Here is a 16,621-nt window from a genome sequence, read left to right as displayed (position 1 = left end):
GAGTCAGTGGTTGAGAGTCAGTGGAGGGGAGTGAGTGGATCAGTGGTTGAGACTCAGCGCCTCGATCGCGTCCGCGAAGCGCTCCTTCGCGGCCGCCGCGCGCGTGGGGATGTGCTCGCCCGGGACCTCGCGCGCCTCGTACCCGCGCAGCGTCCGGCGGGCGACGGTGACCCGGTGGACCTCGTCCGGGCCGTCCACGACGGAGAACGACCTGGCCTGGCGGAACATCAGCTCCAGGGGCAGATCGGTGGAGTAGCCGAGCGATCCGTGGACCTGGATCGCCTTGTCCACGACGTCGAAGAGGATCCGCGAGCCGAAGTACTTGATCATGGCGATCTCGGTCCGTGCCTCCTTGGCGCCGACCTGGTCGATCTTCCATGCCGCGTGCAGGGTCATGAGCCGGGCCGCGTGCATCTGGGCCGCCGAGTCCGCGATGTAGTTCTGCACGGACTGCTTCTCGGAGAGGAGCGAACCGTGCGTGTACCGGGAGACCGCGCGCTCGCACATCATGTCGAAGGCGCGCCGCATCATGCCGATCCAGCGCATGCAGTGGTGGATCCGGCCGGGTCCCAGGCGCTTCTGCGCGAGCAGGAAGCCCTCGCCCGGACCGCCGATGAGGTGGTCGCCGGGGACGCGGACGTCCTCGTAGAGGATCTCGGAGTCGCCGGTGGACCAGTTGAGGTGGTGTTCGCAGGGCTCGGCCATGGTGCCGATGGTGCGCAGCATGCGGACACCGGGGGTGCCCTTGGGCACGATGAACATGGAGGCGCGCCGGTGCGGCGGGGCGTCCGGGTCCGTCACCGCCATCACGATGAGGAAGTCGGCGCTGGGACCGTTGGACGTGTACCACTTGTGCCCGTTGATGACCCAGTCGTCGCCGTCCCGCACGGCCCGTGTGGTGAGCAGAGTGGGATCCGAGCCGGCCCCCGGCTCGGTCATGGAGAAGGCCGAGCGGAGCTCGCCGGCGAGGAGCGGGTACAGCCACCGCTCCTTCTGCTCCTCGCTCGCGCCGACGGCGATCAGTTCGGCGTTGCCCGAGTCGGGGGCCATGTTGCCGAACACCTCGGAGGCGTAGAAGGCCTGGCCGAGTATCTCGTGGAGGAGGGCCAGTTTCAACTGGCCGAGTCCTCCGCCGCCGAGTTCCGGCGGCAGATGCGCGGCCCACAGCCCCGCGTCCCTGACCTTCTGCTTGAGCGGTTCCTGGAGCCGGGTCAGGGCCTCCCGATCCACGCCGAGCACTTCCAGGTCCCGGACCTCGGTCGTGACGAACTCCCGTGCCCAGTCAAGCTTTCGCTGGTACTCGGGCTCGGTGGAGAAGTCCCACATGTGCTCTCCCACTCCCTTCCGTCAGCTCGCCGTCTCGAACTCGCTGCGGGCACGTCGCTGGCGGTGCAGCTCGGGCCCGCCCAGATACGTACGGTCGAAGACGGCACGGCGCAGATAGAAGTGCAGGTCGCACTCCCAGGTGTAGCCGATGCCGCCGTGCACCTCGACGGCGCGCCGCGCCGCCGCCACGTACCGTTCCGTCAGATGGGCCTTGGTGAGCGAGGCGAAACCGCCCGCGTCGCCCTGGCGGTTGTCCAGGGCGTGGGCGGCGTACCAGTACATGCCGCGAGCCGGCAGCACGTCGACGGCCAGGTCGGCGAGCTGGTGCTGGATCGCCTGGAAGTGGGCGATCGTCGTGCCGAACTGCTCGCGCGTGCGCGCGTAGCCGACCGCGAGGTCGAGGCAGGTGGCGGCACCTCCGTAGGCGTCGGCGGCCAGGAGCACGGCACCCAGGTCGAGGACGCGGGCGGCGGCATCGGCGCCGCCCGGGAGGCGTTCGTGGTCGGGGGCGGCGAAGGCGAGGGTGGCTGCCGGACGGGTGCGGTCGAGCGCGTCGGTGGCGGTGACGGTGACACCTTCGGCGGTGAGGTCGACCAGGGCGAGGCCGTCGGCCAGGACGACCACGGCGAGGTCCACTCCCCCGCCCACCAGGACACCGTGCTTCTCGCCCGTGAGCCGCTCGCCGCGCATGCGGAGCGTCTCCGGTTCCCAGCGCCCGCCCGGCTCGCCGACCGCGAGGGTGGCGCGGCGAGCGCCGGACGTCAACTGCGGCAGCCAGTGGGCCCGCTGGGCCGGGCTCGCGGCGAGTGCGATCGCGTATCCGGCGAGGGCGCGGGCGAGGAACGTCCCCGGTGCGGCGGCCGCGCCGAGCCGCTCGGCGGCGACCGCCGCGTCGAGGACGCTCGCGCCGCCGCCCCCGTACTCCTCAGGGATCAGCATCTCGGCGAGGCCGAGCTCGTCGAAGGCGTCGAGAGGCCCCGGCAGGCCCTCGTCCCCGTAGCACTCCCGTACGCGCGTGAGCGGGCAGCGGCTCGCGGCGAACGAGTCGATCGACTCCGCGAGCAGCCTTTGTTCGTCGGTCAGATCGAAATCCACCCCTGGCTCCCCTACTTCTGCTCGTCGCGCGGAAGTCCGAGGCCGCGCTGGGCGATGATGGTGCGCTGGATGTTGGAGGCGCCTCCGGCGATGGCACTGCCGAGGGAACCGAAGTACTGGTTCATCCACCGCTCGGGCCCGACCGAGGCTCCGCCGCCCGCGCCGGTGTGGGGCAGCAGAGCGGCGTCGCCGATGATGTCGAGCGCTACCGCGGCGACGCGGGCGGCGATGTTCGTGCTGGAGATCTTGTTGGTGAGGCCGAGCGGCCCCGCGCTCTGCCCCTTGAGCGCCCGGGACAGCTGGTGGTAGCCGGAGTAGCGCTGAGCCTCCAGGTACCCCTGGACCTCGACGAGCCGGGAGCGCATGCCGGTGTCCTCGATCCAGGGCCGTCCCCCCGGTCCCGGGGTGCGCCGGGCGAGCCGGATCAGGCTGTTCACCAGGCGCTCGGGTTCGGCCACGTCGCCGACCCAGGCGCGCTCGTGCTTGAGCGTGGTGTTGGCGACGCGCCAGCCGTCTCCCACCGCGCCGACGACCCAGTCGGCGGGGGTGCCGACGTCGGTCAGGAAGACCTCGTTGAACTCGGACTCGCCGGTGATCTGGCGCAGCGGGCGCACGTCGATCCCCGCCTGGTCCATGGGGACGAGGAAGTACGTCAGGCCTTTGCGCTTGGGGACGTCGGGGTCGGTGCGGGCGAGCAGGAACATGTAGTCGGCCTCATGGGCGAAGCTCGTCCACACCTTCTGGCCGTTGATCACCCAGCGGTCGTCGACCCGTTCGGCCCGGGTGCGCAAGGACGCCAGGTCACTGCCCGCGCCGGGTTCGCTGTACCCCTGGCACCAGGTGATCCGCCCGTTGACGGTCGGTTCGACGAACCGCTCCTGCTGCCACTCGGTGCCCGCCTCCAGGAGCGTGGGGACGAGGAGTTGGGTGCCGAGCGACCGGATCTCCATCGGTGCGCGGGCGGCCGTGAACTCCTCGCGCACGACTCTTGCCTTCAGTACGTCGGAGGGCTGCTCGCTGCCGCCGTAGCGCCGCGGCACGGACCGGTAGAGATAACCGGCGTCGACGGCCAGTTTGCGGAAGGCCGCCACCTCCGCCGGATCGTCGCGGCAGTCCTGGTCCTGCCAGTGCTGCCGGAGGAAGGCCCGCACCTCCTCCCGGAAATGCTCGTACTCGGGTCCATACGCCAGATCCATCCGCTGCCTCTGTTCGTCGGAGCCACCAGAGCCCTCACATAAAAGAGTGTACTTAATTACGTGAGGGGCAACAAGCGCCGCCCGTTCTCGGTGGCGACCCCGAGGCGCAGGGTGGCCGGTTCCAGCCCGTGCGCGGTGGCGGTGAGCGTGATCGCGCCGGGGGTCGTGGCCGGCCTCAGGACAGCCAGGGCCTTGCCGTGCCAGGTCCAGTGCCGGGGGCGCCGGAAGCTGTCGACGTTGTGCGGGTTGCCGCTACCCACGGCCGCGAGGTCACCGGCGCCCTCGACCCGGAATCCCACCTTGACCACGGCGTCAGGGACCGGACGACCCTCCCGGTCGATCACCTCGACCAGCACATGCGCCAGTTCGCCCCGGCCGGTGGTCAGCGAGGACACGTCCGAGGTGAGCCGGATACCGGCGGGCTCGCCGGTGGTGGTGAGTGTCGTACGGGCGATCTCGCGGCCGTCGCGGCGTGCGACGGCCGTCAGCCTCCCCGGCCGATAGGGCACGTCGAAGGCGACCCTGCGCTGATCCGCCTCCGTCACGGCCCTGGTCGCGATCCGCTCCCCGTTCAGCAGCAGGCTCACGCTGTCGCCGCCGGTGTAGACACGGACGACCATGGCCGTGCCTTCTCCAACGTCCCAGGTCCAGCTGGGCAGTTCGTCGAAGTAGCAGGACCGGACGTGGTACTGGTGCGTGCCGGCCGGTGTCGGGCGCTCGACCATCATCTCCAGCGGGCTGAGCCCGTTGACGACAGCCCGCCAGTGGTTCTGCGGCTTGCGCTCTCCGATCAGATCGATGTCGCCCTGGAAATTGACGAACCAGGGGTACGGGATCTTGCCGAGGGACGAGTCGAGGCTCCTCGCCTCGGCCGCGGCCTCGCTCTCTGCGACCACCGCCGCACCGCCGCCGGATTCCCCGATGTAGTCCCACGCCGACCACACCCAACTCCCCACGTACCAGGCGTGGTCCTCGGCGAACTTCCAGTCGTCGTACATCTCGGAGGAGGTGTCCTCGCTCTGGAGGAACGCCTTGTCCGGGTGCGCGGCGTGGTCCTCGGCGGACGGGGCGTCGTAGTGGTAGTCGCCGATGTCGACGTAACGCCACGGGTCGCCACCGCTCGGGGCCGGGTTCATGCCGCCCAGCGAGACGGGTCTCGTCATGTCGAGCGAGTGGACCAGGGCCGCGAGCCGTGGCCCGTAGTCGTGGTCGTCGGGGACCGATCCGATCTCGTTGCCGATCGACCAGATGACGACGCTGGGGTGATTGCGGTCGCGCAGCACCATGCCGGTCAGATCGCGCCGCCACCACTGGGTGAAGTACTGGCTGTAGTCGTCGGAGAGGAACTTCGGGGCGTCCCACATGTCGGTGAACTCGTCGAGCACGAGCATCCCGAGCCGGTCGCAGGCGTCGAGCAGCGCGGTGGAGCGCGGATTGTGAGCCGCGCGCACCGCGTTGAACCCGGCGGCCTTGAGGATCTCCACCTTTCGTTCCTCCGCGCGCTCGATGGCGACGGCGCCCAGCGGCCCGTGGTCCTCGTGGATGTTGCCGCCGCGCACCTTGTACGGCGTGCCGTTGAGCAGAAAGCCCTCGGTTCCGTCGAAGACGAGGGAGCGGAACCCGAAGGTGGTGGTGACGGCGTCGACGACCCGGTCCGCGATCAGGATCTCGGCACGGACCCGGTAGAGGTGCGGCTGCTCCGGTGACCACAAGTCAGCTCGGGTGACGGCGAGTTCGGCCGTGTATGTCTGTCCGTCCTCGCTCGCGACCGCCTTGACCGGGGTCGTCGACGTGGCGACCTGACGGCCCCGGGCGTCCAGGACGGTCATCCGGGCGCTCGCCTCCGCCGGCGTCCCCGAGGCCACGGCCTTGACCTCGACGCGGGCCACCGACCGGCGCTCGTCGACCACCGGGGTCGTCACATGGACGCCCCAGAGCGGGATCCGCACCGGTCCGGTGACCGTGAGGCGGGTGTGCCGGGTGATCCCCGAGCCGCTGTACCAGCGGCTCGTCTTGCCCCTGTTGTCGACCCGGACCGCGATCACGTTCGTGCCCCGCGGGTCGAGGTGCGGCGTGAGGTCGTACGCGAAGGAGGTGTAGCTGTTCGGGTGCGATCCGAGGTGGACACCGTTGCACCAGATGTCGGCGTTCGTGGAAACGCCGTCGAAGTACAGCTCGACGCGCCGGTCGTCGTCGGCGTCCGGCAGCGTGAACCGCTTGCGGTACCAGCCCACCGCCGCGACGGTGTACCCCTGGCTCCGGCCGCCGGGGAACAGGATGTGCCCGAGGCCGGGGTACGTGAAGTCGGCGTCCGGCGTGGGATCCGCGTTCACGTCGAACGGACCGATGCGCTCGGGCGGTTCACCGTCGGACGACGGGCTCGTCTCGAACGCGAACGTGGCGGGGGCGGCGGTCGCGCCGCCGTCGTCGGACGTGGCGCCGGGCAGATCCTCGATCCGCCAGTCGTGCGGAAGGTCGAGGACCCGCCAGCCGCTGTCGTCGTACGAGGGGCCCTGCGCCCCGCCCACGTCGCCGCGGTGGAACCGCCACCCTTCGTCGAACGACTGCTCGCGCCGCGGCCCGCCCGGCGAGTCGGGCGCGGCGCCGGCCTCGGCTGCCGCCCGGGCCGGCCCCACCATGGCGAGCGCGGCGGCCCCCGCACCCCCCTCGAGCACCCGCCGCCGCGTCACGCCGGATCTCGCCCCTGGATCGCTCATCTCGAAACGCCCTCCTCACTCGCCGCAACCACACACCTGACGTCGGACGCAGCGCCTAGTGGAACCGGAACAGCTCCCGCGCGTTGGTCTCCACGATCTTGCGGACCTCGTCCGTGGGGACGTCGGCGAAGACCTTCTTCGCGTTCTCGCGGCTGTTCGGCCACAGCGAGTCCGCGTGCGGGTAGTCGCTCTCCCACAGGAGCCTGCCGACCCCGATGTCGTGCCGCAGGCCGATCCCTACCGGGTCGTCGATGAAGCACGAGTAGATGTGTTCGCGGACGACGTCGGAGGGGCGGCGGTCCGGGTCGACGTTGTTCTCCAGCGGGAACTCCCGGTAGGACTCCCAGACCTGGTCCATCCGCATCAGCGCGTACGGCACCCAGCCGATGCCGCCCTCCGAGTACGCCACCTTGAGCCTCGGGTTCTTGACGAAGACCGGCGACATGACCAGCTCGGCCATGGAGTTGAACAGGGTGATGCCGAACAGCGCCGTGACCGCGGCCTGCGGGGCCTCGGGCGACACGAACGGCACGATCCTCGACCCGCCGAAGTGCATGGACAGCGGCATCTCGTGCGCGGCCGCCGCCGCGAAGACCCGGTCCCAGGCGGTGCCCTGGTACGAGGGCAGCCCGAGCCCCGCCGGGTTGTCGGGGAACGTGATCGAGCGGGCGCCCTTGGCGGCACAGCGCTCGATCTCGGCGACGCACTCCTCCTGGTCCCACAGCGGCAGGATGGTGAGGGGGATGTAGCGGTCGGGCGCGGCCGCGCACCACTCGTCGAGGACGAAGTCGTTGTACGCCCGTACGCAGAGCAGGGCGAGGTCCTTGTCCTTGGCGAAGACGAACTTGTTGCCGCAGAACCCGGGGAAGCTCGGGAACGGGGCCTGCGCCCACACCCCGTCCTCGTCCATGTCGGCGAGGCGGGCCACCGGGTCGTAGTGGCCGGGGCGCATCTGGTCGAAGCGGATCGGGCTGAAGTTGCGGTCCTTGACATCGGTGCCCGCGGTCGCCGTGAGGCCGACGTTGGGTTCCAGGATGTCCTCGTAGCGCCAGATCTGCATGCCCGGCTTGAGATGCACCGTCTTGGCGTAGAACGGCTCGATCCGCTCCTCGGTGATCTCCTCCACGTGCGGGCAGCGGTCGTGGTACTTGGCGGGCAGGCGGTCGGTCCACAGACCGGCCGGCTCGATGAGGTGGTCGTCGATGGAGATCATCTTGATGTCGTCGGTGAGTGGCACGAATCCTCCTGGCTCACAAGGGTGTTGATGGAACGTCAGCCGAGCACCGTGCGCTCGACGATCCGCATCTGGTCGTTGGCGTCGGCCGGGGTCTCGTACACGGCCGGATCGCAGGCCTCCGCGAAGTGATCACGGACCTGTTCCGGGGTCAGCGGGGTGGCGCGGGCGGCCCAGCCGCGGGTCTGCGCGAGGAAGCCCCGCGCCACGTGACTGCCGCCGGCGTGCACGACCTGCCCGCTGACCGGGCACTGCTCACTCAGCAGGTACGCGACGACTCCGGCGACGTTGTCGGGTGACATCAGTTCGCCCCACCGCTCCTTCGCCTCGGGTCGGGCGAGCCGGGTGCCTGCCAGCGGGGCGATGGCGTTGGCCTTGATATCGAGGTCCTTGGTCAGCGCCTCGTGCGCGAGCGACTTGACGAGGCCGATCACGCCCGTCTTCGCGGCCGCGTAGGCGGGCTGGCGGAAGTGGCCGAACTGGGCCATCGACGTCGTCAGGACGATCCGGCCGTAGCCGCGCTTCTCCATGTCCCGCCAGGCGGGCTGGCCGACGTGCCAGGCGCCGAGCAGATGCACACCGAGCACGGCGTGCACCTCGTCCATGGGCTGGTCGGCGAACGTACTCGCACTGACCACGCCCGCGTTGTGCACGAGCAGGTCGACCCGGCCGAAGGCGTCGAGGGCCCGGTGCACGATCGCCGCGCCCCCTTCGGGGGTGGCCACGGAGTCGGTCGCGGCGACGGCGCGGCCGCCCGCCGCGGCGATCTCCGCGACGACCTCGTCGGCGGCCGAGGACGGCACTCCCGGCAGGTCGTTGACGACGACGGCCGCGCCGCGTGCGGCGAGCAGCAGGGCGTACGCGCGGCCGAGACCGCGGCCGGCCCCGGTGACGACGGCCACCCGCCCCGTGAAGTCGATGTCGGGCATCATCGGCCGCCTCACGCCGTCCAGTTCGGGGACCGCTTGGCCATGAAGGCCGCCGGGCCCTCCGTGGCGTCGGGGTGGTCCAGATGGTCCTGGAGGATCTGGTAGCCGTGCTTGAGTCCGTCGTCGAGGCCGCGGTCCAGGCTCTTCCACACCGCACGCAGGGACGCCTGCACGGCGGCCGGTGACGCGCTCGCGATGATGTGGCCGAGCTCGACCGCGCGCTCGCGCAGCTTCTCGCCCGGTACGACCTCGCTGACCAGGCCGAGTTCCAGGGCGCGGCGCGCGTCGATCCGGTAGGCCTTGCCGAGCGCGACCATGCGCAGGACTTCACCGAGCGGGAGTCGACGCGCCAGGCCGATCGGCTCCAGGGCGCTGACCTGGCCGACGTGCACATGGGTGTCGAAGAACGTGGCGTTCTCGCTGCAGATGACGACGTCGGCGTCGGCGACGAAGTGCAGCCCCGCGGAGGCGCACATCCCGTTGACCGCGGTGATCGTCGGGGTGAAGACCCCGGCCTGGCGGGCGGTGTAGCGCGGATAGTCCTCGGGACCGTCGAGCTCGGAGACGTCTCCGCCGGAGGAGAAGGCACGGTCCCCGGCGGCGGTGACCACGACCGCGCGCACCTCGGGATCGGCGTCCAACTTCGGCCAGAGTTCACTCAGTTTGCCGCGCACCGAGCGCGAGAAGGCGTTGAGCCGTTCCGGCCTGTTGATCGTGAGGACAACGACATGCCCGTCCCGCTCAACGAGAAGTTCGTCCTCGGACGACGGTGCTTTCCCCATGGTCCTGCCACCTTCCCTCACCCAGCACCAATCATTAAGAGTGCACTCTATTGGTATCATGGCCGCCGTTCCCAGCAAATGGGCGCGACAGGAGTGAGCGCCGACGGTCGGCACGAGTACCGGAACCGAGTACTGGTTCCGACTGTCGGCATCAACTGCGAGACAGGAGTACGCACATGGGCGTCGCCGTCGTCACAGGAGCCGGCCGGGGACTCGGCCTGCAGATCGCACAGAAGCTCGCGAAGCTCGGCCACACGCTCGTCGCCGTCGACATCGACGAGGAGAGCGCCCTCGACGCGGCGGCATCCGTCGGCGGCCGGGGCTTCGGCTGCGACGTCGCCGACCGCGACGCCGTCAGGGCTCTCGCCGAACAGGTCGGCCCTGTCGACCTGTTGGTGAACAACGCCGGCGTCTGGCGCTTCGGCCCGCTGCTCGACCTCGGCCGCGACGCCGTCGAGGACGTCGTGCACGTCAACCTGCTCGGCACGCTGTGGTGTGTGCAGGCGTTCGTCCCCGCCATGGCCGCGTCCGGCAGCGGCGGGGTCGTCGTCAACCTCTCCTCCGGTGCGGCCCGCATGCACTCCCCGGGCACCGGCATCTACCCGGTCACCAAGAACGCGATCGAGGCGCTGACCGTCCAACTCGCCGTGGAGCTCGGCCCCTTGGGCGTACGGGTGAACGCGGTGGCCCCCGGCTCCATCGCCACCGAGGCCACCGCGCGGATACTCACCCCTGCCGACCGGGCGGAGCGCGAGCGGACCATCCCCGCGGGCCGGATGGGCCGCCCCGAGGACATCGCCGACGCGGTCGCCTATCTGACCTCGGACGCCGCCCAGTACGTGACCGGCCAGGTCCTCTACGTCGACGGCGGTCTCACCTCCGGCCGCGCGAACCGGAGTTGAGTAATACAGTCACGACATGCCTCCCCGGGCGTCGGACCTGATCAGGTCCGACGCCCGTTCGGCGATCATGACCGTGGGGGCGTTGGTGTGCCCGGTGATCAGCGTGGGCATCACCGACGCGTCCACCACCCGCAGCCCCTCCACACCCCGCACCCGCAGCTGCGGGTCGACCACCGAGGACGCGTCGCTCCCCATGGCGCAGGTGCCCACGGGGTGTTCGCCTCGCCACGCGTAGCTGCGCAGGTACGTCTCCCACTCCTCGTCGGACTGGACCTTCGGCCCCGGCAGGAACTCCCCCTCGACGTAAGGGCGCAGGGCGTCACGGCCGAAAATCTCGCGGGTCTTGCGGCACACGGCGGTCAGTTCGGCGATGTCGTCCCGGTCCGCGAGCAGCTGGTGCTCGATGCGCGGCTTGTCCTGCGGGCGCGCGGAGTGCAGCGTGACCCGTCCACGGGCCCGCGGATGGCTCACGGACGGCATCGCCATGCAGGTCGAGGTCTTCATGGGCCGCAGTTCGTTGACGTCGTGCCGGTACTCGACGCCCTCACCCGCGTCGGTCCCCGGCACCGAGCCGCTCAGCCCCATCGGCGCGAAGATGATCTCGTAGTCGGGGCGTGCGGAGTCCTCCCGCAGCCGCCCGAAGGCGATGGAGTGCGCCGCCGCGACGGTCACGGCGCCGCGCCCGCGCAGCGCGAAGTCGAGGCCGTGGCGCAGGAATCCGAGCGGCGTGAGCTCCATGTTGAGGGTCGGGACACCGACCGAGTACGCCATGGTCGCGTAGATGTGCTCCTGGAGGCCCTGGCCCACCAGCGGGCTGTCGGCGAGGACGTCGATGCCGTGCTCGCCGAGCGCGTCGGCCGGGCCGATGCCGGACAGCATGAGGAGCTTGGGCGAGGCGAGCGCGCCGGCCGCGAGGATGACCTCGCGCCGGGCCCTGACCCGCACCGTCCTGCCGTCCTTGCGGTACTCGACGCCGGTGGCCCTGCCGTTCTCTACGAGGATCCGCGCGGCCAGGGCGCCGGTGCGCACGGCGAGGTTGCGGCGGCGCCGCGCGGGCGCCAGATAGGCGCGGGCGGTGCTGTGCCGAAAGCCCCGTCGCTGGCTCAACTGCCCGTACCCGACGCCGTCCTGGACCGCGCCGTTGTAGTCGTCGTTGAACGGGAGTCCGGCCTGCTGGGCGGCGGCCAGATAGGCCTCGGTGAGCGGGTGGTCGAAGCGCGGGTACGAGACGTGCAGCGGACCCCGCCGGCCGCGCAGGCGTCCGCTGCCATCGTTGCCCCGCGCGCCCCGGAACGTCTCGGCGCGCATGAAGTACGGCAGGACGCTCGCGTGGTCCCAGCCCTCGCACCCGAGTGCGGCCCACGCGTCGTAGTCGGCGGCGTTGCCGCGGGTCCAGACCTCGCCGTTGATGGAGCTCGATCCGCCCAGCACCCGGCCCCCGCCCCAGTGTTCGACGATGCCGTTGCGGCTCGGGTCGGGCTCCGCCGTGTACCGCCAGTTGTACTTCTCGGCGTCCAGGAGCGCGAAGCCCGCCGGGACATGGATGAAGGGGCTGCGGTCCTCGCCCCCGGCCTCGAGCAGCAGGACGCTGCTCCGGCCGTCCTCCGAGAGCCTGTTGGCCAGGACGCAGCCGGCGGACCCGGCTCCGATGACGATGTGGTCGACATGTCCGTTCACTTGCCTTACCCCTTCTCTGCGGGCAACATTCGGCGAGTTGAGTGTACTCAATTAGCCCTGCGAGGAAGCCAGGGAAGCCAGTGAACGTACGGAACCCAAGGAACCTGAGGAGCCTCATGCGCGCAGCCGTGATGGAAGGTCCGGGCCGCCCCCTCGTCGTACGGGAGGTGAGAACGGCGGAGCCGGGGCCGCGGGAGGTCGTCGTGCGGCTCACCGCGAGCGGGGTCTGCCACACCGATCTGCACATGCTCACCGGTGATCTGCGGGCGCCCGTGCCCGCGGTGCTCGGCCACGAGGGGGCGGGGGTCGTGGAGCGGATCGGCTCCGCCGTGGAACGGGTGCGCCCCGGTGACCGGATCGTCACCGCGGCGGCCGGTTCCTGCGGCCGGTGCTACTACTGCGTGCGCGGCGAGGCCCACAACTGCGACGAGATCGCCGTCCGTACGACCACACCCCGTTTCCTCGACGCGGACGGCGGCACGCTCCAAGGACTCGCAGGACTCGGCACGTTCGCGGAGCGGATGACCGTGCACGAGTCGTCCGTCGTCCCCGTCCGCACCGACCTGCCCGACGACCAGCTCGCCCTGGTCGGCTGCGGCGTCGTCACCGGCGTCGGCGCCGTGGTGAACACGGCGCGGGTCGAGCCCGGCACGACCGTCGCCGTGGTCGGCTGCGGCGGGGTCGGACAGTCGGCCGTCCAGGCGGCGGCGCTCTCGGGCGCGGCGTGCGTCGTGGCGATCGACCCGGTGGAGTTCAAGCGCGCGGCCGCCCGGCACGTGGGCGCGTCCGTGGCGCTCGCGCCGGACGCGGGCCTGGAGAAGGCGATCGCCGAACTCACCGACGGGCGCGGGGTCGACGTCGCGATCGAGGCGGTCGGCTCCGCGGCGACCGTCATGAACGCGTGGCGGATCACCCGTCGCGGCGGAACGGTGGTCGTGGTCGGCGCCGCCGCACCGGCGGAGAAGGTCGTCCTCACCGCGGACGACATCATCCACAGCAGGAAGACCCTCAAGGGGTCGATCTTCGCAGGCGGCGACGCGCAGAAGCTGATCCCCGAGATCGTCCGGCTCGCCGAGGCCGGGCGCTTCGACCTGGCGTCGATGGTGTCGCGCACGATCAGCCTGGACCAGGTGGAAGAGGCCTTCGAGGGCATGCGCAAGGGGCGGGTGACCCGGTCGGTCGTCGTCTACGGCGACAGTGACAGTGACGGCGGGGACTGAGGGCCAGGGCACGTGCGCCAGGGTGTGCGACAGCGCAATGGCTCTGCCGCACACCCTGGGGCCAGCGCTGCTCCGCGTAGGTTCGTGGAGGCGTGTTCAGGCTGTTGGGAGGGGGCCGGCGGCGGGGATCCAGCCGCTCAGACCTGAGTCCTCGGCACGATGCCGTCGTTCCGGAAGAGACCAGGACGGCAGCCGATCGATACGGGATGAGGAAGGGGTCACGCTCCCGGTCGGCGTACCGCTCCCGCGCCTTCGCTCCGTGTCCCGACGGCACCCTCCGGCAGGTTCACCGACTTGTATTCCAGATAGGCGCCGACGCCCTCGGGGCCGCCCTCGCGCCCGATGCCGGAGCACTTGAAACCGCCGAAGGGGGCGCTCGAGGAGATGCGGAAGTCGTTCACGGTGACCTGGCCGGTGCGGATCCGCCCGGCCACGTCGATGCCTCGCTCGACATCCGTCGTGAACACCGATCCGGACAGCCCGTACGGCGAGTCATTGGCGATGCGCACCGCGTCCGCCTCGGTCGCGTACGGAATGATCACCGAGACCGGGCCGAAGATCTCTTCCCGGGCGATCCGCATCGCGTTGTCCACGTCGACGAACACGGTGGGCTCCACGAACCAGCCCCGCGACAGGCCGGCCGGACGGCCGCCGCCGACGGCCACCTTGGCACCCTGCTCCCGGCCGGACGCCAGATAGCCCTCCACCCGGTCCCGCTGGCGCGCGGAGACGAGCGGGCCGATGTCCGTCGCGTCCGCCCGCGGATCGCCGACGGTCAGCTCGGACACGGCGGCGCAGTAGCGGTCGGCCACCTCCTGGTAGCGGCTCACCGGCGCGAGAACCCGGGTGATCGCGGCACAGATCTGCCCGTTGTTCTGCATCGCGCCGTTGACCATCTTGGGGATGCCGCGTTCCAGGTCGGCGTCCTCCAGCACGATCGCGGCGGACTTGCCGCCGAGTTCGAGGGTCACCCGCTTGACCTGCTCACCGCAGATGGCGCCGATGCGCCGGCCCGCGGCCGTACTGCCGGTGAAGGTCACCATGTCGACGTCCGGGTGCGCCACGAGATGCTCACCCACCTCGCGGTCCGCCGGAACGATGCTGACCACGCCGTCCGGATAGCCCGCCTGCCGTACCGCCTCGCCGACGGCATAGCCGTCCAGCGGAGTCTCCGGTGCGGGCTTCACGACCACCGTGCAGCCGGCGAGCGTGGCCGGGAGCATCTTGGACAGGATCAGCCCGAGCGGCGCGTTCCACGGGATCACCGCGGCGACGACGCCGACCGGCTCACGGACCACCAGAGAGGGGCCACCGCCGCCCTGCCGCAGTTGCCGGAGTTCCACCGCGCGTACCGTCTCGATGTAGCGCTCGATCAGCCCGCGCACGACATGGGCGGTGCTCGGCCTGGTGAACCGGACGGGCGCGCCCATCTCGTCGGTCTGCAGCAGCGCCAGTTCCTCGGCTCGCGGGACGAGCTGGTCGGCGAGGCGGAGGGCGATCTCGGCCCGTCCCTCGAACGGCATGCGCGGCCAGGGCCCGGTGTCGAACGCGGCCCGGGCCGCCGCGACGGCAGCGTCCACGTCGGCCTTCTCCGCGGCCGGCAGCCGCCCCATCACCTGCTCGGTGGCCGGTGACACCACCTCACACCTTCCTGGTCCGGCGGGCGCACGCCACTGGCCGCCGATGAACAGCCGATCGAATTCGAGCATCGGATTGCCTCCTGCCGACTGGATCCATCCAAGAAGGAAACGTTATTCTTACACTCTTTATCGAGTCAATGTGCCCTATTTCTAGGAGACTTGCCACCCAACAAGCCCAATCAGTGCCCTATAATCGCTAGTTACTCCTGTCGGTGCTACGGACGACAAGAAGGACGCGGATGATGAACGCACGGCCCGCAAGCTTCTACCGCTACGCGCAGGCACTTCCGCAGCGGACCGCTGTCATCGAGTCGGACGGGCGCAGGGTCACGTACGGCGAACTTCACCGGCAGGCGAACCGCGTCTCGCACGCCCTGCGCGCCTCCGGGGTCGAGACGGGCGCGAAGATCGCCGTCCTCGCCTCGAACACCTCTCGCTTCCTCGCGCTGGAGCTGGGCGCTTCGCAGATCGGCGTCCGTATGGTCGCGGTCAACACGCACCTTGCGCAGGACGAGTTGACGTACATCCTGGGCAACAGCGAGAGCAGGCTGGTCTTCACCGAGGAGTCGTTCGCCCACCAGGTCCGCACCGGCATGTCCGAGCTCGGCCGGTCCGCCGATGACCTCATCACGATCGATGCAGCGGACGGTCCGCGGTCCCTGGACGCGTTTGTCGCCGGTTGTCCCGAGACCGAGCCGGCGCACCGGGTCCACGCCATGCGGTCGATGTACACGTCGGGAACGACGGGGCGCCCGAAGGGCGTGGTCTGGCCGGTCGACATGAGCGCCACTCCCGAGGCGGGGGTCGCCGCGCTGGACTGGATCATGGAACAGCGGGGGATGCGGCACGACCCCACGGCCGTGAACCTGATCTCCGGACCGCTGCACCACGGGGCGCCGGGTTCCTGGGCGCTGGCGGGGCTGCACCGGGGGCACACCATCGCGCTGAGCGGCAAGTGGGACAGCGAGCAGTTCCTGCGCCTCGTCGAGGAGTACCGGGTCACCGTCGCCCAACTGGCGCCGATCCACTTCCACCGCCTGCTGCAACTGCCCTCGCAGGTCCGCACGTCGTACGACCTGAGCTCGCTGCGGATCGTCAGTCACGCGGGCTCGCCGACTCCGGTCGCCGTCAAGCGGCGGATGATGGACTGGCTCGGGCCGATCCTGTGGGAGTACTACGGAGCGACGGAAGGCTGGGGCACCACCATCTCGCCGTCCGACTGGCTCGAACACCCCGGCAGCGTGGGGCGCCACGACGCCGAAGGTGCCCGGATGAAGATCCTCGACGACTCCGGAAAGGAACTGCCACCGGGCGAACCGGGAACGCTCTGGGTGCGCAACCCGACCGGGGTGAACTCCGCGTACCTGGGAGATCCGGAGCGCACCGCGGCCAACCGGCGCGGGGAGTACTTCACCGTCGGCGACATCGCCTGTCTGGATGCCGAGGGCTGGCTCTACATCGTCGACCGGCGTACCGATCTCATCCTCTCCGGGGCGGTCAACGTCTACCCCGCCGAGGTGGAGGACGCCCTCCGCCGGCACCCGGCGGTCGCCGATGTGGCGGTCATCGGCATACCCGACCCCGAATGGCATCAGCGCGTCCACGCGGTCGTCGTGCCGGCCCCGGGAGTGGCGCCCACCGGTGATCTCGTCGACGAGCTTCGTGCCTTCGCCGGCGGGAGGCTGGCCCGGTTCAAGGTGCCCAAGCAGATCGAGTTCCGCGAGGCGCTGCCGTACACGCCGGCGGGCAAGCTGTTGCGGCGTGAACTGCGGGCTCAGGCAGCACGCCGGGCCGATCGTCGGAAATCAGGCTAGGTCCTGTCGCCAAACTCCCGCCGCCCCCCGAAGGGCGGCCCCGCGGCGTCTGTTGCCCCGAGACGAGGTCTCCCCTGCACGAAGTGCTC

General features: G+C 70.6%; 12 protein-coding genes. 3 read left to right on the top strand and 9 right to left on the bottom strand.

Going from position 1 to position 16,621, the window contains the following annotated elements:
* Nucleotides 1-39: 39 nt before the first annotated feature.
* The 7 genes from ACZ67T_RS33475 to ACZ67T_RS33445 are packed head-to-tail and all read right to left on the bottom strand — an operon-like array spanning nt 40 to nt 9,279.
* The gene (locus ACZ67T_RS33475) at nt 40-1,326 is read right to left on the bottom strand and encodes an acyl-CoA dehydrogenase family protein (protein ID WP_469989026.1); all 1,287 of its coding nucleotides are present in this window, start codon (nt 1,324-1,326) and stop codon (nt 40-42) included.
* 21 nt (nt 1,327-1,347) lie between these two features.
* Nucleotides 1,348-2,421 carry an acyl-CoA dehydrogenase family protein gene (locus tag ACZ67T_RS33470; protein WP_469989024.1) on the bottom strand — a complete coding sequence of 358 codons (1,074 nt, stop codon included), beginning with the start codon at nt 2,419-2,421 and terminating at the stop codon, nt 1,348-1,350.
* An 11-nt stretch (nt 2,422-2,432) separates the two neighbouring features.
* Nucleotides 2,433-3,617 carry an acyl-CoA dehydrogenase family protein gene (locus ACZ67T_RS33465; protein ID WP_469989022.1) on the bottom strand — a complete coding sequence of 395 codons (1,185 nt, stop codon included), beginning with the start codon at nt 3,615-3,617 and terminating at the stop codon, nt 2,433-2,435.
* 56 nt (nt 3,618-3,673) lie between these two features.
* A complete protein-coding gene (locus tag ACZ67T_RS33460) occupies nt 3,674-6,334 on the bottom strand; it encodes a glycoside hydrolase family 2 TIM barrel-domain containing protein (protein WP_469989021.1) in 2,661 nt (886 codons plus the stop codon).
* 55 nt (nt 6,335-6,389) lie between these two features.
* The gene (locus tag ACZ67T_RS33455; RefSeq protein WP_469989019.1) at nt 6,390-7,571 is read right to left on the bottom strand and encodes an amidohydrolase family protein; all 1,182 of its coding nucleotides are present in this window, start codon (nt 7,569-7,571) and stop codon (nt 6,390-6,392) included.
* A gap of 35 nt (nt 7,572-7,606) precedes the next feature.
* Nucleotides 7,607-8,497: an SDR family NAD(P)-dependent oxidoreductase gene (locus ACZ67T_RS33450; protein ID WP_469989017.1), complete on the bottom strand. Its 891-nt coding sequence runs from the start codon at nt 8,495-8,497 to the stop codon at nt 7,607-7,609.
* Nucleotides 8,498-8,508: 11 nt separating this feature from the next.
* On the bottom strand, nt 8,509-9,279 hold the full coding sequence (locus ACZ67T_RS33445) for an enoyl-CoA hydratase/isomerase family protein (protein ID WP_469989015.1): 771 nt from the start codon (nt 9,277-9,279) through the stop codon (nt 8,509-8,511).
* 176 nt (nt 9,280-9,455) lie between these two features.
* Between ACZ67T_RS33445 and ACZ67T_RS33440 the strand changes: the two genes are divergently transcribed.
* Nucleotides 9,456-10,181: an SDR family NAD(P)-dependent oxidoreductase gene (locus ACZ67T_RS33440; RefSeq protein WP_469989014.1), complete on the top strand. Its 726-nt coding sequence runs from the start codon at nt 9,456-9,458 to the stop codon at nt 10,179-10,181.
* A 9-nt stretch (nt 10,182-10,190) separates the two neighbouring features.
* Here ACZ67T_RS33440 and ACZ67T_RS33435 read toward each other — a convergent pair whose 3' ends face one another.
* The gene (locus ACZ67T_RS33435) at nt 10,191-11,858 is read right to left on the bottom strand and encodes a GMC family oxidoreductase (RefSeq protein WP_469989012.1); all 1,668 of its coding nucleotides are present in this window, start codon (nt 11,856-11,858) and stop codon (nt 10,191-10,193) included.
* A gap of 116 nt (nt 11,859-11,974) precedes the next feature.
* Here ACZ67T_RS33435 and ACZ67T_RS33430 point away from each other — a divergent pair, with 116 nt between their 5' ends.
* A complete protein-coding gene (locus ACZ67T_RS33430; protein ID WP_469989011.1) occupies nt 11,975-13,078 on the top strand; it encodes a zinc-binding dehydrogenase in 1,104 nt (367 codons plus the stop codon).
* Nucleotides 13,079-13,296: 218 nt separating this feature from the next.
* Here the strand turns inward: ACZ67T_RS33430 and ACZ67T_RS33425 are convergent, their stop codons facing one another.
* Complete coding sequence (locus ACZ67T_RS33425) at nt 13,297-14,787, bottom strand: aldehyde dehydrogenase (protein ID WP_469989009.1); 1,491 nt, start codon at nt 14,785-14,787, stop codon at nt 13,297-13,299.
* Nucleotides 14,788-14,957: 170 nt separating this feature from the next.
* On the opposite strand from ACZ67T_RS33425, the gene ACZ67T_RS33420 reads away from it, so the two are divergent.
* Nucleotides 14,958-16,532 carry an AMP-binding protein gene (locus ACZ67T_RS33420; RefSeq protein WP_469989007.1) on the top strand — a complete coding sequence of 525 codons (1,575 nt, stop codon included), beginning with the start codon at nt 14,958-14,960 and terminating at the stop codon, nt 16,530-16,532.
* The last annotated feature ends 89 nt before the right edge of the window (nt 16,533-16,621 follow it).

The organism is Streptomyces sp. NPDC107517 (genome assembly GCF_055582645.1).
This window is presented reverse-complemented; position numbering and strand designations above follow the sequence as displayed.

Coding starts and splice junctions, on each gene's coding strand:
- ACZ67T_RS33465 (WP_469989022.1), bottom strand. CDS start 3,617: ATGGATCTGGCGTATGGACCCGAGTACGAGCATTTCCGGGAGGAGGTG.
- ACZ67T_RS33430 (WP_469989011.1), top strand. CDS start 11,975: ATGCGCGCAGCCGTGATGGAAGGTCCGGGCCGCCCCCTCGTCGTACGG.
- ACZ67T_RS33445 (WP_469989015.1), bottom strand. CDS start 9,279: ATGGGGAAAGCACCGTCGTCCGAGGACGAACTTCTCGTTGAGCGGGAC.
- ACZ67T_RS33440 (WP_469989014.1), top strand. CDS start 9,456: ATGGGCGTCGCCGTCGTCACAGGAGCCGGCCGGGGACTCGGCCTGCAG.
- ACZ67T_RS33450 (WP_469989017.1), bottom strand. CDS start 8,497: ATGCCCGACATCGACTTCACGGGGCGGGTGGCCGTCGTCACCGGGGCC.
- ACZ67T_RS33460 (WP_469989021.1), bottom strand. CDS start 6,334: ATGAGCGATCCAGGGGCGAGATCCGGCGTGACGCGGCGGCGGGTGCTC.
- ACZ67T_RS33475 (WP_469989026.1), bottom strand. CDS start 1,326: ATGTGGGACTTCTCCACCGAGCCCGAGTACCAGCGAAAGCTTGACTGG.
- ACZ67T_RS33420 (WP_469989007.1), top strand. CDS start 14,958: ATGATGAACGCACGGCCCGCAAGCTTCTACCGCTACGCGCAGGCACTT.
- ACZ67T_RS33425 (WP_469989009.1), bottom strand. CDS start 14,787: ATGCTCGAATTCGATCGGCTGTTCATCGGCGGCCAGTGGCGTGCGCCC.